General features: G+C 58.3%; 30 protein-coding genes. 25 read left to right on the forward strand and 5 right to left on the reverse strand.

Annotated elements, in window-relative coordinates:
* Positions 1 to 7 precede the first annotated feature (7 nt).
* The 18 genes from rplX (at position 8) to bfr (ending at position 10609) form a co-directional block, all read left to right on the forward strand.
* A complete protein-coding gene (gene rplX / locus AB1462_RS29645; protein ID WP_007896770.1) occupies positions 8 to 322 on the forward strand; it encodes a 50S ribosomal protein L24 in 315 nt (104 codons plus the stop codon).
* 22 nt (positions 323 to 344) lie between these two features.
* The gene (gene rplE, locus AB1462_RS29650; protein WP_003194642.1) at positions 345 to 884 is read left to right on the forward strand and encodes a 50S ribosomal protein L5; all 540 of its coding nucleotides are present in this window, start codon (positions 345 to 347) and stop codon (positions 882 to 884) included.
* 13 nt (positions 885 to 897) lie between these two features.
* Positions 898 to 1203 (forward strand): 30S ribosomal protein S14, encoded by a 306-nt coding sequence (gene rpsN, locus AB1462_RS29655; protein WP_003176414.1) that lies wholly within the window; start codon positions 898 to 900, stop codon positions 1201 to 1203.
* Between the two features lie 206 nt (positions 1204 to 1409).
* Positions 1410 to 1802: a 30S ribosomal protein S8 gene (gene rpsH, locus AB1462_RS29660; protein WP_003176413.1), complete on the forward strand. Its 393-nt coding sequence runs from the start codon at positions 1410 to 1412 to the stop codon at positions 1800 to 1802.
* 12 nt (positions 1803 to 1814) lie between these two features.
* On the forward strand, positions 1815 to 2348 hold the full coding sequence (gene rplF, locus AB1462_RS29665) for a 50S ribosomal protein L6 (RefSeq protein ID WP_003176412.1): 534 nt from the start codon (positions 1815 to 1817) through the stop codon (positions 2346 to 2348).
* A gap of 10 nt (positions 2349 to 2358) precedes the next feature.
* Entirely contained in the window at positions 2359 to 2709 is a 351-nt protein-coding gene (gene rplR / locus AB1462_RS29670; protein ID WP_003186037.1) for a 50S ribosomal protein L18, read from the forward strand.
* Between the two features lie 3 nt (positions 2710 to 2712).
* Entirely contained in the window at positions 2713 to 3213 is a 501-nt protein-coding gene (rpsE, locus tag AB1462_RS29675; RefSeq protein ID WP_003186035.1) for a 30S ribosomal protein S5, read from the forward strand.
* A 2-nt stretch (positions 3214 to 3215) separates the two neighbouring features.
* Entirely contained in the window at positions 3216 to 3392 is a 177-nt protein-coding gene (gene rpmD / locus AB1462_RS29680) for a 50S ribosomal protein L30 (protein WP_003176408.1), read from the forward strand.
* A 3-nt stretch (positions 3393 to 3395) separates the two neighbouring features.
* Positions 3396 to 3833 (forward strand): 50S ribosomal protein L15, encoded by a 438-nt coding sequence (gene rplO / locus AB1462_RS29685; protein ID WP_003176407.1) that lies wholly within the window; start codon positions 3396 to 3398, stop codon positions 3831 to 3833.
* The gene (secY, locus tag AB1462_RS29690) at positions 3834 to 5162 is read left to right on the forward strand and encodes a preprotein translocase subunit SecY (RefSeq protein ID WP_003176406.1); all 1329 of its coding nucleotides are present in this window, start codon (positions 3834 to 3836) and stop codon (positions 5160 to 5162) included.
* A 27-nt stretch (positions 5163 to 5189) separates the two neighbouring features.
* Positions 5190 to 5306 carry a 50S ribosomal protein L36 gene (gene rpmJ, locus AB1462_RS29695; RefSeq protein WP_002555468.1) on the forward strand — a complete coding sequence of 39 codons (117 nt, stop codon included), beginning with the start codon at positions 5190 to 5192 and terminating at the stop codon, positions 5304 to 5306.
* Positions 5307 to 5435: 129 nt separating this feature from the next.
* Positions 5436 to 5792 carry a 30S ribosomal protein S13 gene (rpsM, locus tag AB1462_RS29700; protein ID WP_024077676.1) on the forward strand — a complete coding sequence of 119 codons (357 nt, stop codon included), beginning with the start codon at positions 5436 to 5438 and terminating at the stop codon, positions 5790 to 5792.
* Positions 5793 to 5822: 30 nt separating this feature from the next.
* A complete protein-coding gene (gene rpsK, locus AB1462_RS29705) occupies positions 5823 to 6212 on the forward strand; it encodes a 30S ribosomal protein S11 (RefSeq protein WP_002555466.1) in 390 nt (129 codons plus the stop codon).
* Between the two features lie 18 nt (positions 6213 to 6230).
* Positions 6231 to 6851, forward strand: a complete 621-nt coding sequence (gene rpsD, locus AB1462_RS29710) for a 30S ribosomal protein S4 (protein WP_003176404.1) — start codon at positions 6231 to 6233, stop codon at positions 6849 to 6851.
* A gap of 22 nt (positions 6852 to 6873) precedes the next feature.
* Positions 6874 to 7875 carry a DNA-directed RNA polymerase subunit alpha gene (gene rpoA / locus AB1462_RS29715; RefSeq protein WP_003176403.1) on the forward strand — a complete coding sequence of 334 codons (1002 nt, stop codon included), beginning with the start codon at positions 6874 to 6876 and terminating at the stop codon, positions 7873 to 7875.
* Between the two features lie 41 nt (positions 7876 to 7916).
* The gene (rplQ, locus tag AB1462_RS29720; RefSeq protein WP_003176402.1) at positions 7917 to 8303 is read left to right on the forward strand and encodes a 50S ribosomal protein L17; all 387 of its coding nucleotides are present in this window, start codon (positions 7917 to 7919) and stop codon (positions 8301 to 8303) included.
* A gap of 237 nt (positions 8304 to 8540) precedes the next feature.
* Complete coding sequence (locus tag AB1462_RS29725) at positions 8541 to 9989, forward strand: catalase (RefSeq protein WP_090401843.1); 1449 nt, start codon at positions 8541 to 8543, stop codon at positions 9987 to 9989.
* Between the two features lie 155 nt (positions 9990 to 10144).
* A complete protein-coding gene (bfr, locus tag AB1462_RS29730) occupies positions 10145 to 10609 on the forward strand; it encodes a bacterioferritin (RefSeq protein ID WP_032884537.1) in 465 nt (154 codons plus the stop codon).
* Positions 10610 to 10675: 66 nt separating this feature from the next.
* On the opposite strand, the gene uvrA is transcribed toward bfr, so the two are convergent.
* The gene (uvrA, locus tag AB1462_RS29735; RefSeq protein WP_090401844.1) at positions 10676 to 13510 is read right to left on the reverse strand and encodes an excinuclease ABC subunit UvrA; all 2835 of its coding nucleotides are present in this window, start codon (positions 13508 to 13510) and stop codon (positions 10676 to 10678) included.
* A 178-nt stretch (positions 13511 to 13688) separates the two neighbouring features.
* On the opposite strand from uvrA, the gene AB1462_RS29740 reads away from it, so the two are divergent.
* The 3 genes from AB1462_RS29740 to tam all read left to right on the forward strand — a co-directional run bounded on the left by AB1462_RS29740 (position 13689) and on the right by tam (position 16673).
* Positions 13689 to 15083 (forward strand): MFS transporter, encoded by a 1395-nt coding sequence (locus AB1462_RS29740; RefSeq protein ID WP_090401845.1) that lies wholly within the window; start codon positions 13689 to 13691, stop codon positions 15081 to 15083.
* Positions 15084 to 15092: 9 nt separating this feature from the next.
* A complete protein-coding gene (locus AB1462_RS29745; protein WP_003232445.1) occupies positions 15093 to 15608 on the forward strand; it encodes a single-stranded DNA-binding protein in 516 nt (171 codons plus the stop codon).
* 303 nt (positions 15609 to 15911) lie between these two features.
* Positions 15912 to 16673, forward strand: coding sequence for a trans-aconitate 2-methyltransferase (gene tam, locus AB1462_RS29750; RefSeq protein ID WP_367248727.1), 762 nt, complete (start codon positions 15912 to 15914; stop codon positions 16671 to 16673).
* A 21-nt stretch (positions 16674 to 16694) separates the two neighbouring features.
* Here the strand turns inward: tam and AB1462_RS29755 are convergent, their stop codons facing one another.
* A complete protein-coding gene (locus tag AB1462_RS29755) occupies positions 16695 to 17258 on the reverse strand; it encodes a cysteine hydrolase family protein (RefSeq protein ID WP_367248728.1) in 564 nt (187 codons plus the stop codon).
* Positions 17259 to 17354: 96 nt separating this feature from the next.
* Between AB1462_RS29755 and AB1462_RS29760 the strand changes: the two genes are divergently transcribed.
* From AB1462_RS29760 to AB1462_RS29770, 3 genes are all read left to right on the forward strand, one after another.
* A complete protein-coding gene (locus AB1462_RS29760) occupies positions 17355 to 18314 on the forward strand; it encodes a GlxA family transcriptional regulator (protein ID WP_367248729.1) in 960 nt (319 codons plus the stop codon).
* A 171-nt stretch (positions 18315 to 18485) separates the two neighbouring features.
* Positions 18486 to 19595, forward strand: coding sequence for a DUF3182 family protein (locus AB1462_RS29765; RefSeq protein ID WP_259194687.1), 1110 nt, complete (start codon positions 18486 to 18488; stop codon positions 19593 to 19595).
* Positions 19585 to 20340 carry an alpha/beta hydrolase family protein gene (locus tag AB1462_RS29770; protein WP_367248730.1) on the forward strand — a complete coding sequence of 252 codons (756 nt, stop codon included), beginning with the start codon at positions 19585 to 19587 and terminating at the stop codon, positions 20338 to 20340. The genes AB1462_RS29765 and AB1462_RS29770 overlap by 11 nt, the downstream gene beginning before the upstream one ends.
* A gap of 5 nt (positions 20341 to 20345) precedes the next feature.
* Here AB1462_RS29770 and AB1462_RS29775 read toward each other — a convergent pair whose 3' ends face one another.
* From AB1462_RS29775 to AB1462_RS29785, 3 genes are read right to left on the reverse strand one after another with little or no spacing between them, the layout of a single operon-like run.
* Positions 20346 to 21302: a lysylphosphatidylglycerol synthase domain-containing protein gene (locus AB1462_RS29775; protein WP_090401851.1), complete on the reverse strand. Its 957-nt coding sequence runs from the start codon at positions 21300 to 21302 to the stop codon at positions 20346 to 20348.
* Positions 21292 to 22554 (reverse strand): cardiolipin synthase ClsB, encoded by a 1263-nt coding sequence (gene clsB / locus AB1462_RS29780; protein WP_259194686.1) that lies wholly within the window; start codon positions 22552 to 22554, stop codon positions 21292 to 21294. Before clsB ends, AB1462_RS29775 begins: the two co-directional genes overlap by 11 nt.
* Positions 22551 to 23330 carry an endonuclease/exonuclease/phosphatase family protein gene (locus tag AB1462_RS29785; protein ID WP_259194685.1) on the reverse strand — a complete coding sequence of 260 codons (780 nt, stop codon included), beginning with the start codon at positions 23328 to 23330 and terminating at the stop codon, positions 22551 to 22553. The genes clsB and AB1462_RS29785 overlap by 4 nt, the downstream gene beginning before the upstream one ends.
* A 189-nt stretch (positions 23331 to 23519) precedes the next feature.
* Between AB1462_RS29785 and AB1462_RS29790 the strand changes: the two genes are divergently transcribed.
* Entirely contained in the window at positions 23520 to 25625 is a 2106-nt protein-coding gene (locus AB1462_RS29790; RefSeq protein ID WP_367248731.1) for a mechanosensitive ion channel family protein, read from the forward strand.
* The last annotated feature ends 66 nt before the right edge of the window (positions 25626 to 25691 follow it).

Below are 25691 nucleotides of genomic sequence, written 5' to 3' on the forward strand. Positions count from 1 at the left end.
ATCCGACATGCAAAAGATTCGTCGTGACGACGAGATCATCGTGATCGCCGGCAAAGACAAAGGTAAGCGCGGTAAGGTGCTGAAGGTTCTCGCTGACGACCGTCTGGTCGTTGGTGGTCTGAACCTGGTCAAGCGTCATACCAAGCCTAACCCGATGTCGGGCGTACAGGGCGGTATCGTCGAGAAAGAAGCGCCACTGCACGCTTCTAACGTCGCCATCTTCAACGGCGAAACCAACAAGGCTGACCGCGTTGGTTTCAAAGTAGAAGACGGTAAGAAAATTCGTGTCTTCAAGTCGACCCAAAAAGCGGTTGATGCTTGAACACTGCTAGGTAGATAAGACCATGGCACGACTACAAGAGATTTACCGGAAGGAAATCGCCCCCAAGCTTAAGGAAGAACTTAAGCTCGGGAACGTGATGGAAGTTCCGCGCGTTACCAAAATCACCCTGAACATGGGTCTGGGCGAAGCGATCGGCGACAAAAAAGTCATCGAGCACGCTGTTGCTGACCTGGAAAAGATCACCGGTCAAAAAGTCGTTGTGACTTACGCTCGGAAATCCATCGCTGGCTTTAAAGTCCGTGAAGGTTGGCCGATCGGCGTCAAAGTGACTCTGCGCCGTGAGCGTATGTACGAATTCCTGGATCGTCTGCTGTCGATCTCCCTGCCTCGGGTTCGCGACTTCCGCGGCCTGAATGCCAAGTCCTTTGATGGTCGTGGTAACTACAGCATGGGCGTTAAAGAGCAGATCATCTTCCCGGAAATCGACTACGACAAGATCGATGCTCTCCGCGGTCTGGACATCACCCTGACCACCACTGCCAAGAACGATGATGAAGGTCGCGCCCTGTTGCGTGCTTTCAAATTCCCGTTCCGCAACTGATTGGAGTAGGACCATGGCCAAGATGAGCATGAAAAACCGCGAGCTGAAGCGTCAGCTCACGGTTGCCAAGTACGCCAAGAAGCGTGCAGCACTGAAAGCAATCATCGTTGATCTGAACGCAAGTCCAGAAGCGCGTTGGGAAGCTACAGTTGCCCTGCAGAAGCAGCCACGTGACGCAAGCGCCTCGCGCATGCGTAACCGCTGCCGCCTGACCGGTCGTCCACACGGCGTTTACCGCAAGTTCGGCCTCGGCCGTAACAAACTGCGTGAAGCGGCAATGCGTGGTGACGTACCAGGTCTGGTTAAAGCCAGCTGGTAAGTACTTTCAGCGTCCAGGTGGTCTGAGTCGAAAGATACTGACCGCCGGTGACCCTGAATCTGGAACAAGCCCCTTTTGGGGCTTGTTTCATTTCCGGAGTGTGTCTAAAATACGCGGCTCGCCTGAGCCCGTGTTTTTTACCCGGAGATTCTCAGCGACATATGTAGCCGCAAGGCTAATTTTTTTGTATTAGGAGCGTCTAGCCCATGAGTATGCAGGACCCGTTAGCGGACATGCTAACTCGTATCCGTAATGCCCAGATGGCTGAAAAGTCCGTCGTAAGCATGCCATCTTCCAAGTTGAAGGTTGCTGTTGCCAAAGTCCTGAAAGACGAAGGCTACATTGCGGGTTATCAGATCAGCAGCGAAATCAAACCACTGCTGTCCATCGAGCTGAAGTACTTCGAAGGCCGTTCGGTCATCGAGGAAGTGAAGCGCGTTAGCCGTCCAGGCCTGCGTCAGTACAAGTCCGCTGAAGATCTGCCGAAAGTTCGTGGCGGTCTGGGCGTGTCTATCGTCTCCACCAACAAAGGTGTGATGACGGATCGTGCTGCGCGCGCTGCCGGTGTCGGCGGCGAAGTTCTTTGCACTGTGTTCTAAGGGGGGATAAGCATGTCTCGCGTCGCTAAGAACCCCGTTAAGCTGCCAGCCGGTGTCGAAGTCAAATTCGCAGGCCAACAGCTTTCGGTGAAGGGTGCCAAGGGCACTCTTGAACTGAATATCCATTCGTCCGTTGAGATCGTTGAAGAAGCTGGTGAGCTGCGTTTCGCTGCTCGCAATGGCGATCAACAAACTCGCGCAATGGCTGGTACCACGCGTGCGTTGGTAAACAACATGGTCCAAGGCGTAAGCCAAGGCTTCGAGCGTAAGCTCCAGCTGGTCGGTGTTGGTTACAAAGCGCAAGCAAAAGGCACGGTTTTGAACCTGGCCCTTGGCTTCTCGCACCCAGTGGATTACGAACTGCCGGAAGGCATCACCGCTGAGACTCCTAGCCAGACCGATATCCTGATCAAGGGCATCGATAAGCAACTGGTAGGTCAAGTGGCTGCTGAGATCCGCGACTTCCGTCCACCAGAGCCGTACAAAGGCAAAGGTGTGCGCTACGCGGACGAAGTCGTCCGTCGTAAAGAAGCCAAGAAGAAGTAGGGCATAGCAAATGACCGACAAAAAAGTTACTCGACTGCGTCGCGCTCGCAAAGCACGCCTGAAAATGCACGAACTCGAAGTCGTGCGTCTCTGCGTGTTCCGCTCGTCGCAGCACATCTACGCCCAGGTCATCTCGGCCGACGGCAACAAAGTCCTGGCCAGCGCCTCGACTTTGGATAAAGAACTGCGTGATGGTGCCACTGGCAACATCGACGCGGCCACAAAGGTTGGCCAGCTGGTCGCTACGCGTGCTAAGGCCGCTGGCGTCTCGCAAGTGGCTTTCGACCGCTCTGGCTTCAAGTACCATGGCCGCGTTAAAGCGCTGGCTGATGCTGCTCGTGAAGCTGGGCTGGAGTTCTAAGTTATGTCAAATAACGACCAAAAGCGCGACGAAGGCTACATTGAGAAGCTGGTTCAAGTTAACCGCGTAGCCAAAACCGTTAAAGGCGGCCGTATCTTCACTTTCACCGCGTTGACCGTGGTTGGTGATGGTAAAGGGCGCGTTGGCTTCGGCCGTGGCAAGTCACGTGAAGTGCCTGCTGCGATCCAGAAGGCAATGGAAGCTGCTCGTCGCAACATGATCCAAGTTGATCTGAACGGCACCACGCTGCAGTACGCAATGAAGTCCGCTCACGGCGCTTCGAAGGTGTACATGCAGCCTGCTTCTGAAGGTACCGGTATCATCGCTGGCGGCGCTATGCGTGCTGTCCTCGAAGTTGCTGGCGTTCAGAACGTTCTGGCCAAGTGCTATGGCTCGACTAACCCGGTAAACGTGGTTCACGCCACTTTCAAAGGTTTGAAAGCTATGCAATCTCCTGAATCCATTGCCGCCAAGCGTGGCAAAAGCGTCAAGGAGATCTTCTGATCATGGCTACCGTTAAAGTAACGCTGATCAAAAGCATGACCGGCCGCATCCCTAACCACAAATTGTGCGTTAAGGGTTTGGGTCTGCGTCGCATCGGTCACACTGTAGAAGTCCAGGATACTCCCGAGAATCGCGGGATGATCAACAAGGCTTACTACATGCTGCGTGTCGAGGGTTAATCGATGAAACTCAATGATCTGAGTCCAGCGCCGGGTTCCCGTCGCGAAAAGCATCGTCCGGGCCGTGGTATCGGTAGCGGTTTGGGTAAGACTGGTGGCCGTGGTCACAAAGGTCAGACCTCCCGCTCCGGTGGCACCATCGCTCCAGGCTTTGAAGGCGGTCAACAGCCGCTGCATCGTCGCCTGCCTAAGTTCGGTTTCGTTTCCCTGAAGGCCATGGACCGCGCAGAAGTGCGTCTGTCCGAGCTGGCTAAAGTGGAAGGCGACATCGTTACTGTGCAGACCCTGAAAGATGCCAACGTGATCAACGTCAACGTACAGCGTGTGAAAATCATGCTGTCCGGTGAAGTGACTCGCGCTGTCACTATCGGCAAGGGAATCGGCGCCACCAAAGGTGCGCGTTCGGCTATCGAAGCAGCTGGCGGCAAGTTCGAGGAATAAATGGCTAAGCAAGGTGCTCTCTCAGCGCTCGGCAAAGGCGGTATGTCTGAACTTTGGGCTCGTCTGCGTTTTCTGTTCCTGGCGATTATCGTCTACCGAATAGGCGCACACATCCCGGTTCCAGGTATCAACCCGGACCGACTCGCAGACCTGTTTCGACAGAATGAGGGGACCATTCTTAGCTTGTTCAACATGTTTTCTGGCGGCGCGCTGGAACGGATGAGCATTTTTGCACTGGGGATCATGCCGTACATCTCGGCATCGATCATCATGCAATTGATGACAGCCGTCAGCCCGCAGCTGGAGCAGTTGAAGAAGGAAGGTGAAGCTGGCCGTCGCAAGATTAGCCAGTACACCCGCTACGGCACCGTCATCCTTGCCCTGGTTCAAGCTATCGGCATGTCCGTTGGCTTGGCGGGGCAGGGTGTTGCGTTCACTGGTGACTTTGGCTTCCATTTCGTCGCGGTATCCACGTTTGTGGCTGGTGCGATGTTCATGATGTGGCTGGGTGAGCAGATTACTGAGCGTGGTGTTGGTAACGGTATCTCGATGTTGATTTTCGCAGGTATCGTCGCCGGTCTTCCGAGAGCAATCGGGCAGTCTTTCGAGTCTGCACGTCAGGGTGATATCAATATCTTTGCCCTGGTTGCCATCGGTTTGCTGGCAGTAGCGATTATCGGTTTTGTGGTGTTCATTGAGCGTGGCCAGCGTCGTATTGCTGTTCACTACGCCAAGCGTCAGCAGGGCCGTAAGGTTTTTGCTGCGCAGACCAGCCACTTGCCGCTGAAAGTGAATATGGCCGGTGTTATTCCGGCAATTTTCGCGAGCAGCATTTTGCTGTTTCCGGCTTCGTTGGGTACCTGGTTTGGTCAGTCTGAAAATATGGGCTGGCTGCAGGACCTCTCTCAGTCGATCGCTCCTGGTCAGCCGTTGAATATTCTGCTGTTTAGTGCAGGGATTATTTTCTTCTGCTTCTTCTATACGGCGTTGATGTTCAATCCGAAAGACGTAGCGGAAAACCTGAAGAAGTCCGGTGCCTTTATTCCGGGTATTCGTCCAGGTGAGCAGTCTGCGCGCTACATTGATGGCGTTCTGACTCGTTTGACCCTGTTCGGTGCTCTATATATGACGGCCGTGTGCTTGTTGCCCCAGTTCCTGGTGGTTGCAGCAAACGTTCCGTTCTACCTTGGCGGGACCTCGTTGCTGATCGTGGTCGTGGTTGTGATGGACTTCATGTCCCAAGTACAATCGCACCTCGTTTCGCACCAGTACGAATCCCTGATGAAGAAAGCCAACCTGAAGGGTTACGGCAGCGGCATGTTGCGCTGAGTACCCATAAGGTTCGAGGAGTTGGTGATGAAAGTTCGTGCATCGGTGAAAAAGCTGTGCCGTAACTGCAAGATTATTCGCCGCGAAGGTGTTGTTCGAGTAATTTGCAGCGCGGAACCGCGTCACAAACAGCGCCAAGGCTGAGTGTGATCCGCTTGAAGCCCGGCAGCTAGTGCGCTGCCGGGTTGATTATTTGTTATTACAGCGATATTATCTCGCGCCCTATTTCTTGGCTTCCGGGGCGTAGGTAGCTGTCAATTGGAGTCCCACTGAATGGCCCGTATTGCAGGCGTTAACATTCCAGATAACAAGCACACTGTTATCTCGCTGACCTACATCTATGGTGTTGGTCGCACTACTGCGCAGAAAATTTGCGCAGTTGCTGGGGTAAACCCAGCCGCTAAGATCAAGGATCTGAGCGACGAGCAGATTGAATTGCTGCGTGGCGAAGTGGCGAAGTTCACCACTGAAGGTGACCTGCGTCGCGAAATCAACATGAAAATCAAGCGTTTGATGGACCTCGGTTGCTATCGCGGTCTGCGTCATCGTCGTGGTCTTCCAGTACGCGGTCAGCGTACCAAGACTAACGCGCGTACCCGTAAAGGTCCGCGTAAGCCGATCCGCAAGTAATCGCCCCAGCGAATCGACAGGAAAATTATCATGGCAAAACCTGCTGCTCGTCCTCGTAAAAAAGTTAAAAAGACAGTGGTTGATGGCATCGCCCACATCCATGCATCTTTTAACAACACCATCGTGACCATCACCGACCGTCAAGGTAACGCGCTTTCTTGGGCTACCTCCGGTGGTTCGGGTTTCCGCGGTTCCCGCAAGTCCACTCCGTTTGCTGCTCAAGTAGCTGCTGAACGTGCTGGTCAAGCTGCGCTGGAATATGGCCTGAAAAACCTCGACGTTAACGTCAAAGGTCCAGGTCCAGGTCGTGAGTCTGCTGTCCGTGCTTTGAACGGCTGTGGCTATAAGATCGCCAGCATCACCGACGTGACGCCAATCCCGCACAACGGGTGCCGTCCGCCGAAGAAGCGCCGCGTGTAATCCAGGAGATTGTAAAGAATGGCTCGTTACATTGGTCCAAAATGCAAACTCGCTCGTCGCGAAGGCACCGATCTCTTCCTGAAGAGCGGCGTGCGCGCGATCGAATCGAAGTGCAACATTGAAGCAGCACCTGGTATCCACGGCCAACGCCGCGGTCGCCAGTCCGATTACGGCACCCAACTGCGTGAAAAGCAGAAGGTCCGTCGTATCTACGGCGTTCTCGAGCGTCAGTTCAGCGGCTACTACAAAGAAGCTGCTGGCAAGAAAGGTGCAACCGGTGAAAACCTGCTGCAACTGCTCGAATGCCGTCTGGACAACGTTGTATACCGTATGGGCTTTGGTTCGACTCGTGCCGAATCCCGTCAGCTGGTATCGCACAAGTCGATCAGCGTTAACGGTCAGACCGTAAACGTTCCGTCTTATCAGGTTCGTGCTGGTGACGTGGTCGCAGTTCGCGAGAAAGCAAAAAACCAACTTCGCATTGTCCAAGCTCTCGATCTGTGTGCCCAACGTGGCCGCGTAGAATGGGTAGAAGTAGACACTGAGAAGAAGTCGGGCGTTTTCAAGAACGTTCCTGCTCGCAGTGATCTGTCCGCCGACATCAACGAAAGCCTGATTGTCGAGCTCTACTCCAAGTAAGGGCTAGAAAATAGGTGCATCCATGCAGATTTCGGTAAATGAGTTCCTGACACCCCGCCACATTGATGTGCAGGTTGTCAGTCCAACCCGCGCCAAGATCACTCTCGAGCCTCTCGAGCGTGGTTTTGGCCACACCCTGGGCAACGCGCTGCGCCGCATCCTGTTGTCCTCAATGCCCGGCTGTGCAGTAGTCGAGGCCGAGATTGACGGTGTGCTCCACGAGTACAGCGCCATCGAAGGTGTACAGGAAGACGTAATTGAAATCCTGTTGAACCTTAAAGGTCTGGCTATCAAGCTGCACGGCCGTGACGAAGTTACGCTGACCTTGTCGAAGAAGGGTTCGGGGGTGGTTACCGCTGCCGATATTCAGCTGGATCATGATGTCGAGATCGTTAACCCCGATCACGTAATCGCTAACCTGGCGTCTAACGGCGCCCTGAACATGAAGCTCACCGTAGCTCGTGGTCGTGGTTATGAACCGGCCGACTCGCGTCAGAGCGATGAAGACGAAAGCCGCAGCATTGGTCGCTTGCAGCTTGACTCTTCGTTCAGCCCGGTTCGCCGTATCGCATACGTGGTGGAAAACGCCCGTGTCGAGCAGCGTACTAACCTGGACAAGCTGGTTATTGATCTGGAAACCAACGGTACTCTGGATCCTGAAGAGGCTATCCGCCGTGCTGCAACCATTCTGCAACAGCAGTTGGCTGCGTTCGTCGACCTCAAGGGTGACAGCGAACCAGTGGTAATCGAGCAAGAAGACGAGATCGATCCGATCCTGCTTCGCCCGGTTGACGATCTGGAACTGACTGTACGTTCGGCTAACTGCCTTAAGGCGGAAAACATTTACTACATCGGTGACCTGATTCAGCGTACCGAAGTAGAACTGTTGAAGACTCCGAACCTGGGCAAGAAATCCTTGACTGAAATCAAGGACGTTCTGGCCTCCCGCGGTCTGTCCCTCGGCATGCGCCTCGACAACTGGCCGCCTGCAAGTCTTAAGAAGGACGACAAGGCGACTGCCTGATCGTCGTAATCACCGAACGTGAGTTTGGTAAGGAATGAACCATGCGTCATCGTAAAAGTGGTCGTCACCTGAGCCGTACCAGCTCGCACCGCAAGGCCATGTTTCAAAACATGGCGGTGTCGCTGTTCGAGCACGAGCTGATCAAAACTACACTGCCGAAAGCTAAAGAACTGCGTCGCGTTGCTGAGCCGCTGATCACTTTGGCTAAGACAGACAGCCTGGCTAACCGCCGTCTGGCTTTCGACCGTACTCGTTCGAAAGCTATCGTTGGTAAGCTCTTCAACGACCTGGGCAAGCGTTACGCTACCCGTGAGGGTGGCTACCTGCGCATCCTCAAGTGCGGTTTCCGCGCTGGCGACAACGCGCCTATGGCGTACGTCGAGTTGGTTGATCGTGCTACTGCCGGCGAAGCTGTAAGCGCCGAGTAAGACGACAAGCTGTAACGAAGAACCGGGCCTAGTGCCCGGTTTTTTGTGCGCGTAACAAAAGCGCGATTTGTACAAGCGTCCACCGGCAACGCTCGGCACTATGTGCACAAGGGTGTTGGTAGTTATTTTCTATTGGGACTTACGATTTAATGAATTTGTAGGTGTCATGTTGATGGTCAATACTCCCCCCAAGCCGATTAGCCGGCAGTTCCAAGTCCGACCTGAGGGAAATTGAGCATGAGCCAGAATAAAATCCTTACCACCGCCAGCGGCGCTCCCGTTGCGGACAACCAGAATTCCCGTTCAGCCGGCCCGCGCGGCCCGCTGCTTCTTGACGATTTTCACCTGATCGAGAAGCTTGCCCATTTCAACCGTGAAAACATCCCTGAGCGTCGCGTGCACGCCAAAGGGTCGGGTGCCTACGGTACCTTCACGGTTACTCGGGACATCACCCAGTACACCAGCGCCAAGTTGTTCGAGTCCGTCGGTAAGCAAACTCCAACGTTCCTGCGCTTTTCCACTGTGGGCGGTGAGCGTGGTTCTGCAGACACTGAGCGCGATCCCCGTGGTTTTGCCTTGAAGTTCTACACCGAAGAAGGCAATTGGGACATCGTGGGTAACAACACACCGGTGTTCTTCATACGCGATCCGTTGAAATTCCCGGATTTCATCCACACTCAAAAGCGCTTGCCGCAAAGCAACCTGAAAAGCGCGCAAATGATGTGGGACTTCTGGTCGCACTCTCCAGAGGCGCTGCACCAGGTCACCATCCTGTTTTCGGACCGTGGTATTCCCGATGGCTACCGTCATATGCACGGCTTTGGCAGTCACACCTACAGCTTGATTAACGCCAATGGCGAGCGGCACTGGGTGAAGTGGCACTACAAGACCAAGCAAGGCATCAAGAACCTGGCGCCGGCTGAGGCTGCGCGCTTGGCCGGTACCGATCCTGACTATGCCCAGCGTGATCTGTTTGGTGCGATCGAGCGTGGTGACTTCCCGAAATGGCGGGTTTGCATCCAGATCATGACCGAGGCCCAGGCGAATGCTCATTACGAGAATCCGTTTGATGTGACCAAAACCTGGTCGCAGAAAGAGTTCCCGTTAATTGAAGTCGGCGAGTTGGAGCTTAACCGTAACCCGCAGAACTACTTCGCTGAAGTGGAGCAGGCAGCGTTCGGCCCAAGCAACATGGTTCCAGGCGTTGGCTTGTCGCCAGACCGTATGCTCCAAGGTCGCGTATTCGCTTACGCAGATGCCCACCGCTACCGCGTGGGTACCAACCACCAGCAGCTGCCGGTGAATGCTCCGCGCAGCCCGGTGAACAGCTACCAGCGTGATGGTTCGATGGCATTTGGCAGTAATGGTGGAGCGACTCCGAACTACGAACCGAACAGCTACGCCGAAGCACCAAAGCAAGCGCCTCAGTACGCCGAGCCAGCGTTAGCTTTGAGCGGTGCAGCTGATCGTTACGATCACCGTGAAGACACCGACTACTACAGCCACGCCGGTGCGCTGTTCCGCTTGATGAGCGATGAGCAGAAGGCATTGCTCACCAGCAATATCGCGGGGGCAATGGGCGGAGTTTCCAGTGATGTGGTCCAGCGTCAATTGCAGCACTTCTACAAGGCAGATCCTGCTTATGGAGAAACAATCGCAAAGGCACTCGGTGTATCGCTTAACTGACTCTAAACGATAAGCAGAACCGCCCTCATTTGGGCGGTTTTTGCGTTATTTCAGCTACTTTTCTCCGGAAATCTTCACTTTTCTGCCGTTAGTCCCGTGACCTCCGAGTCATCATGGTTCAAACTACAGACTTTCAAGCAGGGAGATGTAGGGCGATGCAAGGTCACCCCGACGTAATCGATTACCTCAACACGTTGCTGACGGGCGAACTGGCAGCTCGTGACCAATATTTCATCCACTCGCGCATGTACGAAGACTGGGGTTTTACCGAACTCTACGAGCGTATTAACCACGAAATGGAAGAAGAGGCACAGCACGCCGATGCGCTGATGCGCCGTATCCTGATGCTCGAAGGCACGCCACGTATGCGTCCCGACGATCTGGACGTGGGCACCAGCGTACCTGACATGCTTGCAGCCGATCTTCGTCTTGAGTACAAGGTGCGTGCCGCGCTCTGCAAGGGAATCGAACTCTGCGAGCAGCACAGCGACTTCGTCACGCGGGAAATCCTGCGCGTGCAGTTGAACGATACCGAAGAAGATCACACCTACTGGCTGGAAAAGCAGTTGGGCCTGATCAAATTGGTGGGGCTGGAGAATTACCTGCAATCGCAGTTCTGATTTCCGGCTACAAAAAAGCCCCTGTCACCTCAGTAGTGAAAGGGGCTTTTTATTGGGCCTGATAAATCAGGCCCGGTCGCGCGCCAGCAGTGGTTTCAAGTAGTAACCAGTATGCGATTGCGGCATCTCGGAGACCTGCTCCGGTGTACCTACTGCAATGATCTGGCCGCCCTTGGATCCGCCTTCCGGCCCTAGATCGACCAGCCAATCGGCGGTCTTGATCACATCGAGGTTGTGCTCGATCACCACCACGGTGTTGCCGTGGTCTCGCAAGCGGTGCAGCACGTCCAGCAACTGTTGAATATCCGCGAAGTGCAGGCCCGTGGTCGGCTCATCGAGGATGTACAGGGTCTTGCCAGTATCACGCTTGGACAGCTCGCGAGACAGCTTCACCCGCTGCGCCTCACCCCCGGACAACGTCGTCGCCGACTGCCCCAGCTTGATATACGACAGGCCCACATCCATCAGCGTTTGCAGCTTGCGCGCCAACGCCGGAACCGCATCGAAGAACACCCGGGCTTCCTCGATGGTCATTTCAAGGGTTTCGTGGATGCTCTTGCCCTTGTACTTGATCTCCAGGGTTTCGCGGTTATAACGCTTGCTCTTGCACACATCGCACGGCACGTAGATGTCCGGCAGGAAGTGCATCTCCACCTTGATCAGGCCATCGCCCTGGCATGCTTCACAGCGCCCACCCTTGACGTTGAATGAGAACCGGCCAGGCCCGTAGCCCCGAGAACGGGATTCCGGCACGCCGGCGAACAGCTCGCGAATCGGCGTGAACAACCCGGTATAGGTCGCGGGGTTGGAGCGCGGTGTGCGGCCAATCGGGCTCTGGTCGATATCGACCACCTTGTCCAGGTGTTCCAAGCCCTTGATGCTGTCGTGCGCTGCAGCTTCCAGGGTGGTCGCGCCGTTCAAGGCGGTGGCACTCAAGGGGAACAGCGTGTTGTTGATCAGCGTCGACTTGCCAGAGCCGGAAACACCAGTCACGCAGGTCAGCAGGCCCAGGGGAATTTCCAGGTCTACATTGCGCAAATTGTTGCCGCGCGCGCCCTTGAGGTGCAATGCCATCTTCTTGTTGCGCGGTGTGCGCTTGGCTGGCACTGCGATCTTCACGCGGCCGGACAGGTACTTGCCGGTCAACGAGTCGGGATGTGCCATTACCTCGGCAGGCGTGCCTTCGGCGACAATATGCCCACCATGCACGCCGGCGCCTGGACCAATGTCGACCACGTAGTCCGCCAGGCGAATCGCGTCTTCATCGTGCTCGACCACAATCACCGTGTTGCCGATGTCCCGCAGGTGTTTCAACGTGCCCAGCAGGCGATCGTTATCGCGCTGGTGCAAGCCAATCGAAGGCTCATCGAGGATGTACAACACCCCCACCAGGCCCGCACCGATCTGGCTGGCCAGGCGAATGCGCTGCGCTTCACCGCCCGACAAGGTGTCGGCGCTGCGGTCCAGGGATAGATAATCCAAGCCCACGTTAACCAGGAACTGCAAGCGCTCGCGAATTTCCTTGAGGATCTTGTCGGCAATTTCCCCACGGCGCCCGGTCAGCTTCAGTACGCCGAAGTATTCACAGGCATCGCCAATTGGTAGGTTGGTTACCGCGGGCAAGGTTTTCTCGCCGACCCACACATGCCGTGCTTCACGACGCAGGCGAGTGCCCCGGCAATCCGGGCACGGTTGGGTGCTGAGGAATTTCGCCAGCTCTTCGCGCACGCTCGCCGATTCAGTCTCACGGTAGCGCCGCTCCAGGTTCGGCACGATGCCTTCGAACGGGTGGGAGCGCTTGACGATGTCGCCACGGTCGTTCAGGTACTTGAAGTCGACGTTCTGCGAACCGCTGCCATTGAGGATGACTTTCTGCTGTTCTGCCGGCAGTTGGTTGAATGGCACTTCAAGGCTGAACTTGTAGTGGGACGCCAACGACCCGAGCATCTGGAAGTAGTAGACGTTACGCCTGTCCCAGCCGCGTATCGCGCCCTCCGCCAATGTCAGCTCCCCGTTAACCAGGCGCTTGATGTCGAAGAATTGCTTCACGCCCAGGCCGTCGCAGGTCGGGCAGGCACCGGCCGGGTTGTTGAAGGAGAACAGCTTGGGTTCCAGCTCGCTGATGGCATGGCCACAGATCGGGCAGGCAAAGCGCGCGGAGAAGATGATCTCTTCGCCCGGCTCGTCGTCCATCGGCGCCACCAGGGCGATACCGTCTGCCAGCTTCAACGCGGTCTCGAACGATTCCGCCAGACGCTGCTGCAGGTCGGCCCGCACCTTGAAGCGATCGACCACTACATCAATCGAGTGCTTCTTCTGCTTGTCGAGTTTCGGCGCTTCGTCCAGCTCATACAGCTTGCCGTTGATGCGCGCGCGCACAAAGCCCTGTGCACGCAGCTCTTCGAATACAGAGAGATGTTCGCCCTTGCGCTCGCGAATCACCGGCGCCAGCAGCATCAGCTTGGCGCCTTCCGGTTGGGCCAGCACCAGGTCGACCATCTGGCTGACGGTCTGGGCTTCCAGCGGAATGTCGTGGTCCGGGCAACGGGGGATACCCACCCGCGCGTACAGCAGGCGCAGGTAGTCGTATATTTCGGTGATGGTGCCCACGGTAGAGCGCGGGTTATGGGAGGTCGACTTTTGTTCGATGGAAATCGCCGGCGACAAGCCTTCAATGGTGTCGACGTCTGGCTTTTCCATCATCGACAGGAACTGACGGGCATAGGCCGACAGCGATTCCACATAGCGCCGCTGACCTTCGGCATACAGCGTGTCGAACGCCAGGGACGATTTGCCGGAGCCGGACAAGCCGGTGATGACGATCAGTTTGTCCCGGGGCAGGGTCAGGTCGATATTCTTCAGGTTGTGGGTTCTAGCCCCACGAATCAGGATCTTGTCCAAGATGGCCTCGCACGGCGGGCGTAAATAATGCAGGAGTATACGGCTAAAGACTGGATGAATATACACTGTCAAAGTGCCGGGTGCAGCCTTACATGAAAGCTGCGCGGCAAAGCGCCGCATATACCCTCTCAATCGATGGGACTGGTAGAATCGCCGCCGGTTCACACGAGGTTTTTCCATGCACGATCCCCACAGCGAACGCATGAGTAGTGGCGAGACCCGAGCAGCAAGCGGTCTGGCCCTGGTGTTCGCGTTCCGTATGCTTGGCATGTTCATGGTGTTGCCGGTACTGGCGACCTATGGAATGGATCTGGCAGGCGCGACCCCCGCACTGATCGGCCTGGCGATTGGCGCCTATGGCCTGACCCAGGCGATTTTTCAAATCCCGTTCGGAATCATTTCCGACCGCATTGGCCGGCGTCCTGTGATTTACCTCGGGCTGATCGTCTTCGCCCTCGGCAGCGTGCTCGCGGCGCAATCCGATTCGATCTGGGGCGTGATCGCCGGGCGCATCCTGCAGGGTGCCGGGGCGATTTCCGCTGCCGTCATGGCGCTGCTGTCCGACCTCACCCGCGAGCAACACCGCACCAAGGCCATGGCCATGATCGGCATGACCATCGGCCTGTCGTTCGCCGTGGCCATGGTTGTCGGCCCGTTGCTGACGCGCGCCTTTGGCTTGCACGGCTTGTTCCTTGCCACCGGCGGCATGGCGTTGTTCGGGATCGTGATCGTGGCCTTCATGGTGCCGCGCTCAACCGGCACGTTGCAGCACCGTGAGTCGGGCGTCGCACGCAAGGCGCTATTGCCGACGCTCAAGCACCCGGACCTGTTGCGCCTGGACTTAGGTATCTTCGTATTACACGCAATGCTGATGTGCAGCTTCGTCGCCTTGCCCCTGGCCCTGGTGCAGAAAGCCGGGCTGCCCAAGGAACAGCACTGGTGGGTCTACCTGACAGCCTTGCTGATCTCTTTCTTTGCCATGATCCCGTTCATCATCTATGGCGAGAAGAAACGCAAAATGAAACGAGTTTTACTCGGCGCCGTCGCGACATTGATGCTCACTGAACTATTCTTCTGGCAGTTCGGCGACAGCCTACGGGCGCTGGTTATCGGCACGGTGGTGTTCTTCACCGCGTTCAACCTGCTGGAGGCTTCATTGCCTTCGCTGATCAGTAAAGTTTCACCGGCGGGTGGCAAGGGCACGGCGATGGGGGTGTATTCCACCAGCCAGTTCCTTGGCTCGGCGTTGGGCGGCATCATGGGCGGCTGGATGTTCCAGCATGGCGGTTTGTCGGTTGTGTTCCTCGGATGCGCCGGGCTGGCTGCACTTTGGTTGGCCTTTGCTGTTACCATGCGCGAACCTCCCTACGTCACAAGCCTGCGTTTGCCGCTATCGCCTGAGGCGATCCGTGAAAACGGTCTGGTAGAGCGCCTGAAGGCCGTCGTAGGGGTAACAGATGCCGTCGTGGTCGCTGAAGAGGCGGCCATTTACATCAAATTGGACACCGAATTATTGGATCGCGCGACGCTCGAGCAACTGGTCAACCCAGTGCCGACAGCGCGCCCAGCATAGGAGAACGTTATGGCCCGTGGGGTTAACAAAGTCATATTGGTCGGTACATGCGGCCAGGATCCCGAAGTTCGCTACTTGCCTAACGGTAACGCCGTGACCAACCTGAGTCTGGCGACCAGCGAACAGTGGACCGACAAGCAGACCGGCCAGAAGGTCGAGAAAACCGAATGGCACCGTGTGTCGATGTTCGGCAAGGTGGCAGAGATCGCTGGTGAGTACCTGCGCAAAGGTTCGCAGGTCTACATCGAAGGCAAGCTGCAAACCCGCGAGTGGGAAAAAGACGGCATCAAGCGTTACACCACTGAAATCGTGGTCGACATGCAAGGCACCATGCAACTGCTGGGCGGCCGTCCACAGGGCGACCAACAAGGCCAGGGTGGCATGTCCAACTCGGCTCCGCGCCCGCAGCAGTCGCGTCCACAGCCAAGCCAGCAGCCACAGCGTGAGTCGCGTCCAGCACCGCAACAGGCCGCTCCGCAGCCGGCTCCGGATTTCGACAGCTTTGATGACGATATTCCGTTCTAGGATACCGCTCGGAGCAATCCGTACAGCTTCCCTGAAAAGCCCCGTGAGCCTTGCTCTCGGGGCTTTTTTGCAATTTCGTGATGAATGAAACTGCACCCAGGCACAAATTATTCACCCCCTATCATTCTTGAGCCCAGGCCTGACGGCCAGATGCGCGAAGACTCCATCATGAATGGGGAACCGTACATGAGTTTTCTGCAACGGATTAAGTGACGGGATCGAAGATCGCCGGTCCTGGCATTTGTCCTCATGGGGCACACGATTTAGGCTGTAACCCACTTCAAAAGAACAAGGAGAGCCGCGATGACCTGGTCAGCCAAGCAGTACACGATGTTCGAGCAACAGCGCACCCGTCCGGTCCGTGACCTGGTTGCAGCCATTCCAAATAATGAGGTGAACACCGCCGTCGACCTGGGTTGTGGCCCTGGCAATTCCACTGAAGTGCTGGCCGAGCGTTTCCCTCAGGCACACGTCATCGGCATGGACAGCTCCGACGATATGTTGATCGACGCGCGCAAACGCCTGCCGGAGTTGAGCTTTGAACTGGCCGATATCGGCGCCTGGAGTCCCGCGCAAAAATTCGACGTGATCCTCGCCAACGCTTCGCTGCAATGGCTGCCCAATCACGCCACGCTTTACCCTCATCTGGTCAACCAGCTGACGCCCGGCGGCACACTGGCAGTGCAAACCCCGGACAACCTCGATGAGCCCGCACACCGGCTTGCGCGTGAAGTCGCGGCCGAGGGCACGTGGTCTGTAAAGCTTGGTGCGGTCAAACACAATGAACGCCACACGGCGAGTTACTACTACGAACTGCTGAGCAAACACTGCAGCACCGTCGATGTATGGCGCACCACTTACCAGCACCCATTGGCGGACCATGCGGCCGTGGTCGAGTGGTTTAAGGGGTCGGGTTTGCGACCCTTTCTAGCGCCGCTGACCGATAGCGAAAAGACCGACTTCCTACAGGAATACCAGACGCGGATTGCCCAAGCTTACCCAGCTCTAGGCGATGGCACCGTATTACTGCCATTCCCGCGCCTGTTTATCATCGCGACCCGCTAATGGCACGCAAGCAAGCAGCGCTTACGCCGCTGCTGCTTGCGCCTTCAAATACTCATCCGCCGACACTACGCCCGCGTAACCAAACGCCAACGACGCCATATACGCGCCATGCACCTGCGCCGCTGGAATCACCTGCCCGTTGAATTCCAGATCGCGGGTGGCGCACGCGTCATGAATCACCGTGACCTTGTAGCCCAGGTCCGCTGCCGCCCGCACCACAGCATCGACGCACATATGGCTCATGCTGCCGCCCACCACCAGTTCGGTGATGCTGCGCTGTTCCAGCAGGGCGCGTAGATGGGTTTCGCGGAACGAATTCACGAAATGTTTAAGCACCACCGGCTCGCTGCCCTCGTTCAGCACCTTGGGGTGCAAATAGGCTCCCTCAGAGTTCGGGGTGAAAAACGGTGCATCCTCGGAAGTGAATTCATGGCGCACATGAATCACCGCATCCCCGTTCTGGCGAAAGGCCTGGAGCACCTGCGCAGCCTTGTCCGCCGCAGCTTCCACGCCATCGAGCGGCCACTTGCCTTGAGGGAAGTAGTCGTTCTGGATATCGATTAGGATGAGCGCTTGCTTGGCCATGGGTATTGCCTCGTGATGGGTTGATGGGGCCAGTATGTTAGCTGGCGCCGGGGCGCGGGATTGGCTGCACCGACAATAACAGGGGGAAAACTGACAATGGCGGTTGTTGAGCTGGGCGTGTTGATCTACCAGGGGGCGCAGTTGGCAGCGGTGCACGGCTTGACCGACCTGTTCGGGGTCGCCAACCGGATCGCCGCCGAGCATCAGTCTGCGCAGCTGCCGGTGTTGCGGGTCAGCCATTGGCAGGTGGACGCCAGTGGCAAGCCGACAAGGGGATTCGCCAGCGACCCCGGCCCTGACCAACCGATGATGGCCGTGCTGGTGCCTCCGTCGATTGGCGAATTCACCGAAGAACAGGCGCCCCCCCCGTTACTGGAGTGGATTCGCCAGCAACACGCGGCGGGCACCGTACTCGGCGGCGTGTGCATCGGCTCGATCATGCTGGCGCGCAGTGGGTTGCTGGATGGTCGCAGCGCCACCACCCATTGGTCTTCCGCCAAGTCCTTTGCCGCGCGTTACCCGGCCGTGCGGCTGGAGGCGGATAAACCCATCGTAGATGACGGCGACCTGATCACGACCGCCGGGCTGATGGCCTGGTCCGAGTTGGGCCTGCGCCTGGTCGACCGCCTGATGGGGCCGAGCATCGCCGCTGACACCGCGCGTTTCCTGGTGATCGAACACAGCGACAGCGCCAGTCAATGCGGCAGTAACTTCGCGCCGATCCTCAGCCATGGCGACGCGGCCATCCTCAAGGTCCAGCATGGGTTGCAAGCCAGCGGCGCGGTGGACGTGTCCGTCGCCAGCATGGCGCAAGAGGCGGGGCTCGAGGAGCGCACCTTCCTGCGACGCTTTCGCAATGCTACCGGCTTGAAACCCACCGAATACTGCCAGCACCTGCGCGTGGGCAAGGCGCGGCAGATGCTGGAGTTCACCAACGGCACCATCGACCATATTGCCTGGACCGTGGGCTATCAGGACCCCAGCGCTTTTCGCGCCATTTTCAAAAAAATCACCGGGTTGGCCCCCAGTGACTACCGCAGCCGTTTTGGCGTGTGAATCGTGCAGAACGCCGTGCGTTCAAGGCGACGTCGTGCAGAATCAGGCAGGCCAACTGCCATCGCCTTTTCAGCAACGACTTGATTTTAAAAGCATTCTCTTGGACACAACCTTGGCGTGATACCTGCAGCCTTTCCCGCACACACATGGCGGGATGGCCAAGGGGGACGCATGACCCCGATTCAACGCAAAAAATGGATCGTCGCTCACTCCACGCGAGAGGGCGCGCCCCAGCATGAAGTCGAAACCAACCGCGCCTTGGCCCGCTGGCTGGCGCAGATCCTGGGGCTCAAATTCGGCGGCAGTTACGACCCACAAAAACACACCGGTCGTGAACTCTACCTGCTACCCACACAAACCCTGGTGGGGCCAGCCCAGGCCCGCGCGCTTCAGGTCAAAGGCCCGGAAGACCTGTGGGGCGGTTACGTCGATCACGACTTCATCTGCACCAAGGCCATCAGCCATGGGCTGCTAAGCCCCGAAGCGAAAGCCCCCGAAGGCTGGTCGCCGTTATTCTGCGAGCGTGTACGCGATGTGGTTCTGGCGGGTCTTAGCGTATTTGCCTTGGAGGATGCACGACCTGCCGCCGAACGCCTGCTTTACAGCGGGCCGATTCGGCTGAAACCCGTGCACGCCTGCGCCGGACGCGGCCAGGAAGTTATCCACAGCCTTGATGCATTCGAGGCCGTGCTGGTGCGCCCCGAAGCGGCGCAGATGTTCAGCGAGGGCGTGGTGCTGGAACAAGACCTGCACGATGTGGTCACCCATAGTGTGGGCCAGAGTTTTATCGGTGATCACGTGTTCAGTTACTGCGGCGAGCAATACCTGACGAAGGACGGGCAGGGTGAAGAGGTTTATGGCGGCTCCAACCTGCTGGTGGTGCCGGGTGGCTACGAGGACTTGCTCACGCTCGACCTGCCCGACGGTGTGCGCCAAGCCATCGAACAGGCCCAGGTCTTCGACGCGGCCGCCGATGAGGCTTACCCTGGTTTCTACGCTTCCCGGCGCAACTACGACATCGCCCAGGGCCTGGACAGTGAAGGCCAGCGCCGCAGTGGCGTACTCGAACAGTCCTGGCGCATGGGCGGCGCCAGCAGCGCGGAAGTCGCGGCGCTGCAAAGTTTTATCAACCACCCAGGCCTCAAGGCCATTCATGTGTCGTCGGTGGAAACCTACGTGGACCAGGCGCTGCCGGCGGATGCCATCGAGGTGTACCGGGGCCCGGCCGAAAACAGCGACTTTCTTCTCAAGTACGTGACGGTTAAATCTTATGACGGCTAGAAGCGAAAGCATTGCGATCGATATCGACGACGAACAGATGAGCGGCACGTTCCTGAGCCCCAAATCCAAAGTACCGGGTGTGTTGTTTGTGCACGGCTGGGGCGGTAGTCAGGAGCGTGACCTGGAGCGAGCCAAAGGTATCGCCGGCCTGGGGTGCGTGTGCCTGACTTTCGATCTGCGTGGTCACGCGGGCACGGGTATCCCGTTGTCCCGCGTCACCCGTGAAGACAACCTGCGCGATCTGCTGGCGGCCTACGACCGTCTGCTCGCGCACCCGGCCATCGACACCTCGGCGGTGGCGGTGGTGGGCACCAGCTATGGCGGTTACCTGGCGGCGATTCTCACTTCATTGCGCCCGGTGCGCTGGCTGGCGCTGCGTGTGCCGGCGCTGTACCGCGACCAGGAATGGCTCAAGCCCAAGCGTGACCTGGATAAGGGTGACTTGATGGATTACCGCAGCACGCTGGTGCATGCCGAAACCAACCGCGCCCTGCATGCCTGCGCACAATTTACCGGTGATGTGCTGATCGTCGAGTCGGAGACGGATGACCATGTGCCCCACGCGACCATCATGAGTTACCGCGCGGCGTGCCAGCAGACCCATTCACTGACGCACCGCATCATCGACGGTGCCGACCATTCCCTTAGCGACCCGGTGTCCCAGCAGGCCTACACCTCGATCCTGGTGGACTGGATCACCGAGATGGTGGTGGGTGAGTGGTTAAGCATCATCCAGTCCCAATAACGCGATCAAGCGGGTGTCTTCTTCACCCGCAACGCCTTGGCCTTGGCTTCGACACCCAGGTACATCACCAGCGCGATCAACAGCGGGCAAATAAAGTAGATCGCCCGGTAGGCAATCAGTCCCGCCAGCAAGCTGCCCCGTGATGCCTCGTGCTGCAGCAGCGCAATAAACACCGCCTCGAGTACGCCCAGTCCGGCCGGGATATGGGTGACTACCCCGGCAATCGCGCTGATCAGCAATACGCCGAGTACCAGCGGATAGTCCAACTTGGCGGGCAGCAGCGTGAAAATCACCGCTGCCATCAGCGACCAGTTCAACGCGCCCAACGCCAGCTGCAAGCACGCCATGCGCAGGGACGGCAGGTTGATCTCGATCCCGCGAATCGACCAGGCGCGCTTTTTCGAAAACTGGCACGCCGCCAGGTAACCGAGGCTGGCCAGTATCAGCAACACGCCGACCCCTTGCAGTGCGCCGCTGCTTAGCTTCCAACCCGGTGGCATCGTCACCAACCCGCTGCTGAACACCACCCCGGCCAAGGCCATATAGCCAAACCAGTTGGTGGCCAGGCTCAGGCCGAGGATCTTGGCGATATTGCCGGTGCTCACCCCCAGCCGCGAATACAGTCGGTAACGCATGGCGATCCCACCTACCCAGGCGCTGAGATTGAGATTGAACGCATAGCTGATGATCCCGACTGGCAGGATCTGCTTCCAGCCCAGCGGCTGGCGGATGTAGGTGCGACCGATCAGATCGAAGCTGGCGTAGACGAGAAAGCTGCACAAGGTCAGGGTGCTGGCGATAAACAAGGTGCGCAGCTTGAAGTCGCCCAGGGTTTGAACCACTTCGCTCCAATCAATGCGCCGAGCCAGCAGGGTGAACAGCACGATCAGCGCGAGGAAGAAGGCGATGGTCAGTGGTTTTTTCCAGCGCTTGAAGCGTGATCCGTTGTTTTCAGACGTCATGGGCCTGACTCTCGAAGGGTTTCAAGCGTGGCTTGTGCGCTGGCAACCAGCCCGTCAGCGCGGGGAAGTGGCGCATCACATGGAACACCAGAAATCCGACGGTCAATCGCCATAGCCACAGGCGTGGCTTGCGGTTTTCCGGCATGGTCTGGCAATGCTCCTTGGCGAGTATTTCCAGACGTTCATACAGCTGCTGATTGAACGCGCGGTCACGAATCAGTACGTTGGCTTCCAGATTCAGCGACAGGCTCAGCGGGTCGAGGTTGCTCGAACCCACCGTGCTCCACTCGTCATCCACCAGCGCGACCTTGCCGTGCAACGGGCGCTGGCAATACTCATGAATCACCACGCCATCCTTGAGCAGGTAGTCGTAGAGCATGCGCGCGGCCAGCTTGGCCAACAGGACGTCGGGCTGGCCCTGCATGATCAATTGCACCTTCACGCCACGGCGCGCCGCGTTGCGGATCTCGCGCAGCAGGCGGTAGCCAGGGAAGAAGTAGGCATTGGCAATCACCGCGCGTTTTTGGGCTTTGCTCAAGGCATGGATATACGCCTCTTCAATATCGTCGCGGTGTTGCAGATTGTCGCGGTAAATCAGGCGTACCAAGCCGTCGCCTTTATCGGTCGACCATGCCGAAGGCCGTTGCTGGCGGCGCCGCCACCCACGTCGCGTGCGCACCTGGCGGCCGCTTTGTGCGAGGGCGAAATGATGCAGGTCGGCCACCGCCGGGCCAATCACCTGCACCGCGTAATCCTGCTTGGCTTCGGGGCCAAAGTCCCCCAGGTGATCGGCAGAAAAGTTGATCCCGCCGATAAACGCCACGGTGGCATCCACCACCACGATCTTGCGGTGCAGGCGGCGAAACCAGTTGGTCCGGATACCCAGGGTCTTGGACGCCGGGTCAAATATCTGCACGGCTACCCCGGCCGCTGCCAATTCGCCGAGAAAAGCGGGGCTCAGTTCGCCGCAGCCAAAACCATCCAGGCTGACCACCACCTTGACCCCACGCTGCGCCGCCTCGATCAAGATGCGTTGCAGCTCATGGCCGACCTTGTCTTCGAAGAGGATAAAGGTCTCCAGCAGGATCTCCCGCTGCGCCCCCCGCAAGGCCTCGAACACTTTGGGAAAGTACGCCTCGCCGTTCTCCAGCAACTCGAGCTGATTGTCCGGCTGCCAACCGTAATCGAGGTCGCGGGCCTTGGCTTCATCCGGCGGTTGATCGGTGGCAATGTGCTCGACCGCAATGTTCATAGTTCGATCTCCACGCACAGCGGCACATGGTCTGACAGATGGGACCAGGGGCGGGCGGTCAGCACCCGCGGGTTATGAATCTTCAAGTTGCGCACATAAATGCGGTCCAGCGGCAGCAGCGGCAGGCGGGCCGGGAAGGTGCGTGCGGGTTTGCCGTGGGTGTCCACGAAGACTTCCTGCAGGCCGCTTTGGCTGAGGTCGGCGCGCTGGCGCCAGTCATTGAAATCGCCGGCCACCACCAGCGGCGCATCGGCCGGGATCTCGCGGATACGCTGCTCCAACAAGCGCAATTGCTGCTGGCGATGCACCTCGCGCAAGCCCAGGTGGATGCAGATCGCATGCACCTCCTGGCCGGTGCCCGGCAGGCGCAGCACACAGTGCAACAGACCGCGGTTTTCATGGCCGCTTTGGGAGATGTCGAGGTTGTCGTAACTCACAATCTGGAATTTCGACAGCAACGCATTGCCGTGGTCGCCATGGGGGTAGACCGCATTGCGCCCGTAGGCGAACTGCGGCCAGATGCTGTCGGCGAGGAACTCGTACTGCGGCATGTTCGGCCAGTCGCTGTAGCGCTGGGGATGGCGCTCGTGGGTGCCGTGGATTTCCTGCAGGAACACCATATCAGCGCCCACACTGCGCACCGCTTCGCGCAGCTCGGGCAGGATGAAGCGTCGGTTCAAGGCGGTGAAGCCCTTGTGGATATTGACCGTCAGCACCGTGAAGCGAGTGATGGCGACGCTGGGGGTGATGGGCACCCAGTCGGGGATCGCAGCCATGATTGCTCCTGTGAAAAAGTGGGGGCCTGACCCCCGTTTATGGCTGACTGCGATTTTTGGCCGAAAGTTTCCACCGTCCTACAGGCGGTATAAACCAAGCCCGCTCCCACATTCCACGCGGAGTGTGGGAACGATCAGGATGAAAACCCGTCAGTTCCTTACAGACCCCCTCTGAAGGAGCCCGGTGTTTTGCTGAATCTAAAGACTGCATTACTGCTCGGCGCGCTGCTGTTGTGCGGCAGCGGCGCGCTGCACGCGGCGGCCACCGCGCCGGAAGCCGAAGCGCCGGCCAAGCCGGAGTTGCTGGTGGAGGGCGGTCTGCTCGGTGCCATCAGTTCCAGCATCGATGATGTGCAGAGCAAGCTCGACCTTAATCAGAACCTCGTTGATGCCTGGCGCCTGCGCGCGGACCGTGCGGCGGATGAGGTCGGCCGGTTGGTTGACCAGACATCGCAGCGCTCGCCGTGGAGCGTGGCCGGCGACTTCCTGTTGCTGTCCGGGGTGTGGGTCGGCGCCTTCGTGGGGTTGACGCTGCTGGGGCGGTTTATCGTGCGGCGCCTGAGCCGCCGCCCGTTCGTCCAAACGCGCGGGCGTCTGCAAGGCGTGCTCGGCTATGTGGTGCCCTACACGATCCCGGCGCTCATCTGCCTGCCGTTGACGCTCTACATCAGCCACTTTTTACCCACCTCGATAGGCCGTGCGCTGGCGCTGTGTTTTGCCTACGCCACCAGCAGCGGCATCTTTTCCACCTCCATGCTGCTGTGCGTCATCGTCATGTTCAATGTCGGCCACAAGCGGCCGGCGGTGCAGATCATTCGCGACTACTGCCCCAAACCGCTGTTCCTGATCGGCTTCCTCGCGGCCCTCAGCGACGCCCTCACCAGTCCGCAAATCGCGCGTCAGCTCGGCGGTAATATCACCAGCAGTATCGCGGTGTTTACCGGTTTGTTTGCGGCGGTGATCTTCGGTGTGCTGGTGGTGCGCCTGCGGCGGCCGGTGGCTCACCTGATCCGCAATCGACCACTGGCCCAGCGCCTTAAACATCCGGCGCTACAGCAATCGCTGCGGGTGTTTTCCGGGCTGTGGTATTGGCCGATTCTGTTGATGGTGCTGGTCTCGGCGATCAACCTGATCGGCGCCGGCGACGACAACCAGAAAGCCCTGCGCTGCGCGCTGTTCACCACGATTCTGTTGATCGGCACGGTATTCCTGAGCACGGTGCTGCAACACCTGTTCAAGTCCCGCAGCCAAGTGGCGATTCAGCGCAGCAGTGCCTACAAGGAGCGCTTCCTCAGCCTGTTGCACGCGATCTTGCGCATCATCATGGCCATCGCCTTTATCGAAATCCTCGGGCGGATCTGGGGCGTGTCGCTGTTCGAATTTGCCCAGCGCAACTCGGTGGGCCGCGCGATCAGCGACTCCCTCAGCAGCATCGGCCTGATCCTGCTGATGACCTGGTTGTTCTGGGTCGTACTCGACACGGCGATCCAGGAAGCGCTGAAACCGCCAGTGAGCAAACGCTCGAGCCGCCAGCCCAGCACGCGGGTGAAAACCATCCTGCCGCTGCTGCGCAATGCGATCAAAATCATCCTGGTGGTGATCTGCGCAATCACCACCATGGCCAACCTGGGCATCAACGTCGCGCCGCTGCTGGCGGGTGCCGGTGTGGTCGGCCTGGCGATTGGTTTCGGTTCCCAGCAATTGGTGCAGGATGTGATCACCGGCTTGTTCATCATCATCGAAGACACGCTGTCCATCGGTGACTGGGTGGTGCTCGACTCCGGCCACGCCGGCACCGTCGAAGGCCTGACCATCCGCACCCTGCGCCTGCGCGACGGCAAGGGCTTTGTGCATTCGGTGCCGTTCGGGCAAATCAAGGCGGTCACCAACCAGTCGCGGCAATTTGCCTATGCGTTCTTCTCGGTGCAGTTCACCTACGACACCGATGTGGACAAGGCCGTGGAGCTGATCCGTGAGGCCGGGCAGTCGATTCGCGACGATGTGTTCCTCAAGTACAACCTGCAAGGGCCGCTGGAGGTGTTTGGCGTCGACAAGATGGACCTCAATGGCGTGGTGCTCACGGCGCAGTTCCGTACGGTGTCCGGCGGGCAATATGCGGTCAGCCGTGCGTTTAACCAGCGTTTGAAAAAACTTGTGGATAACTGTGACGAGGTGCACTTCGCGCAAACTTATCCACAGCAGGTTTTGCTGCCAAAGCGTAACTCCCAGGTGGATGAGCCGGAAGAAGAAGTGCCGGCGTCGGTGGTGTTGACGGAGCAGCCGCGTACTCAATAATCCTCCACCCCGTAGCAGCTGCCGAGCGCCAGCGAGGCTGCGTCAGGCGCGCTGCCGATTCAGAAG

It is taken from the genome of Pseudomonas sp. SB113, from assembly GCF_040754745.1.
Lineage (GTDB): Bacteria > Pseudomonadota > Gammaproteobacteria > Pseudomonadales > Pseudomonadaceae > Aquipseudomonas > Aquipseudomonas grimontii.

Bases quoted from the DNA above. Each gene is read 5' to 3' on its own strand.
- rplX (WP_007896770.1), top strand. From the start codon at position 8: ATGCAAAAGATTCGTCGTGACGACGAGATCATCGTGATCGCCGGCAAA.
- rplE (WP_003194642.1), top strand. From the start codon at position 345: ATGGCACGACTACAAGAGATTTACCGGAAGGAAATCGCCCCCAAGCTT.
- rpsN (WP_003176414.1), top strand. From the start codon at position 898: ATGGCCAAGATGAGCATGAAAAACCGCGAGCTGAAGCGTCAGCTCACG.
- rpsH (WP_003176413.1), top strand. From the start codon at position 1,410: ATGAGTATGCAGGACCCGTTAGCGGACATGCTAACTCGTATCCGTAAT.
- rplF (WP_003176412.1), top strand. From the start codon at position 1,815: ATGTCTCGCGTCGCTAAGAACCCCGTTAAGCTGCCAGCCGGTGTCGAA.
- rplR (WP_003186037.1), top strand. From the start codon at position 2,359: ATGACCGACAAAAAAGTTACTCGACTGCGTCGCGCTCGCAAAGCACGC.
- rpsE (WP_003186035.1), top strand. From the start codon at position 2,713: ATGTCAAATAACGACCAAAAGCGCGACGAAGGCTACATTGAGAAGCTG.
- rpmD (WP_003176408.1), top strand. From the start codon at position 3,216: ATGGCTACCGTTAAAGTAACGCTGATCAAAAGCATGACCGGCCGCATC.
- rplO (WP_003176407.1), top strand. From the start codon at position 3,396: ATGAAACTCAATGATCTGAGTCCAGCGCCGGGTTCCCGTCGCGAAAAG.
- secY (WP_003176406.1), top strand. From the start codon at position 3,834: ATGGCTAAGCAAGGTGCTCTCTCAGCGCTCGGCAAAGGCGGTATGTCT.
- rpmJ (WP_002555468.1), top strand. From the start codon at position 5,190: ATGAAAGTTCGTGCATCGGTGAAAAAGCTGTGCCGTAACTGCAAGATT.
- rpsM (WP_024077676.1), top strand. From the start codon at position 5,436: ATGGCCCGTATTGCAGGCGTTAACATTCCAGATAACAAGCACACTGTT.
- rpsK (WP_002555466.1), top strand. From the start codon at position 5,823: ATGGCAAAACCTGCTGCTCGTCCTCGTAAAAAAGTTAAAAAGACAGTG.
- rpsD (WP_003176404.1), top strand. From the start codon at position 6,231: ATGGCTCGTTACATTGGTCCAAAATGCAAACTCGCTCGTCGCGAAGGC.
- rpoA (WP_003176403.1), top strand. From the start codon at position 6,874: ATGCAGATTTCGGTAAATGAGTTCCTGACACCCCGCCACATTGATGTG.
- rplQ (WP_003176402.1), top strand. From the start codon at position 7,917: ATGCGTCATCGTAAAAGTGGTCGTCACCTGAGCCGTACCAGCTCGCAC.
- AB1462_RS29725 (WP_090401843.1), top strand. From the start codon at position 8,541: ATGAGCCAGAATAAAATCCTTACCACCGCCAGCGGCGCTCCCGTTGCG.
- bfr (WP_032884537.1), top strand. From the start codon at position 10,145: ATGCAAGGTCACCCCGACGTAATCGATTACCTCAACACGTTGCTGACG.
- AB1462_RS29740 (WP_090401845.1), top strand. From the start codon at position 13,689: ATGCACGATCCCCACAGCGAACGCATGAGTAGTGGCGAGACCCGAGCA.
- AB1462_RS29745 (WP_003232445.1), top strand. From the start codon at position 15,093: ATGGCCCGTGGGGTTAACAAAGTCATATTGGTCGGTACATGCGGCCAG.
- tam (WP_367248727.1), top strand. From the start codon at position 15,912: ATGACCTGGTCAGCCAAGCAGTACACGATGTTCGAGCAACAGCGCACC.
- AB1462_RS29755 (WP_367248728.1), bottom strand. From the start codon at position 17,258: ATGGCCAAGCAAGCGCTCATCCTAATCGATATCCAGAACGACTACTTC.
- AB1462_RS29760 (WP_367248729.1), top strand. From the start codon at position 17,355: ATGGCGGTTGTTGAGCTGGGCGTGTTGATCTACCAGGGGGCGCAGTTG.
- AB1462_RS29765 (WP_259194687.1), top strand. From the start codon at position 18,486: ATGACCCCGATTCAACGCAAAAAATGGATCGTCGCTCACTCCACGCGA.
- AB1462_RS29770 (WP_367248730.1), top strand. From the start codon at position 19,585: ATGACGGCTAGAAGCGAAAGCATTGCGATCGATATCGACGACGAACAG.
- AB1462_RS29775 (WP_090401851.1), bottom strand. From the start codon at position 21,302: ATGACGTCTGAAAACAACGGATCACGCTTCAAGCGCTGGAAAAAACCA.
- clsB (WP_259194686.1), bottom strand. From the start codon at position 22,554: ATGAACATTGCGGTCGAGCACATTGCCACCGATCAACCGCCGGATGAA.
- AB1462_RS29785 (WP_259194685.1), bottom strand. From the start codon at position 23,330: ATGGCTGCGATCCCCGACTGGGTGCCCATCACCCCCAGCGTCGCCATC.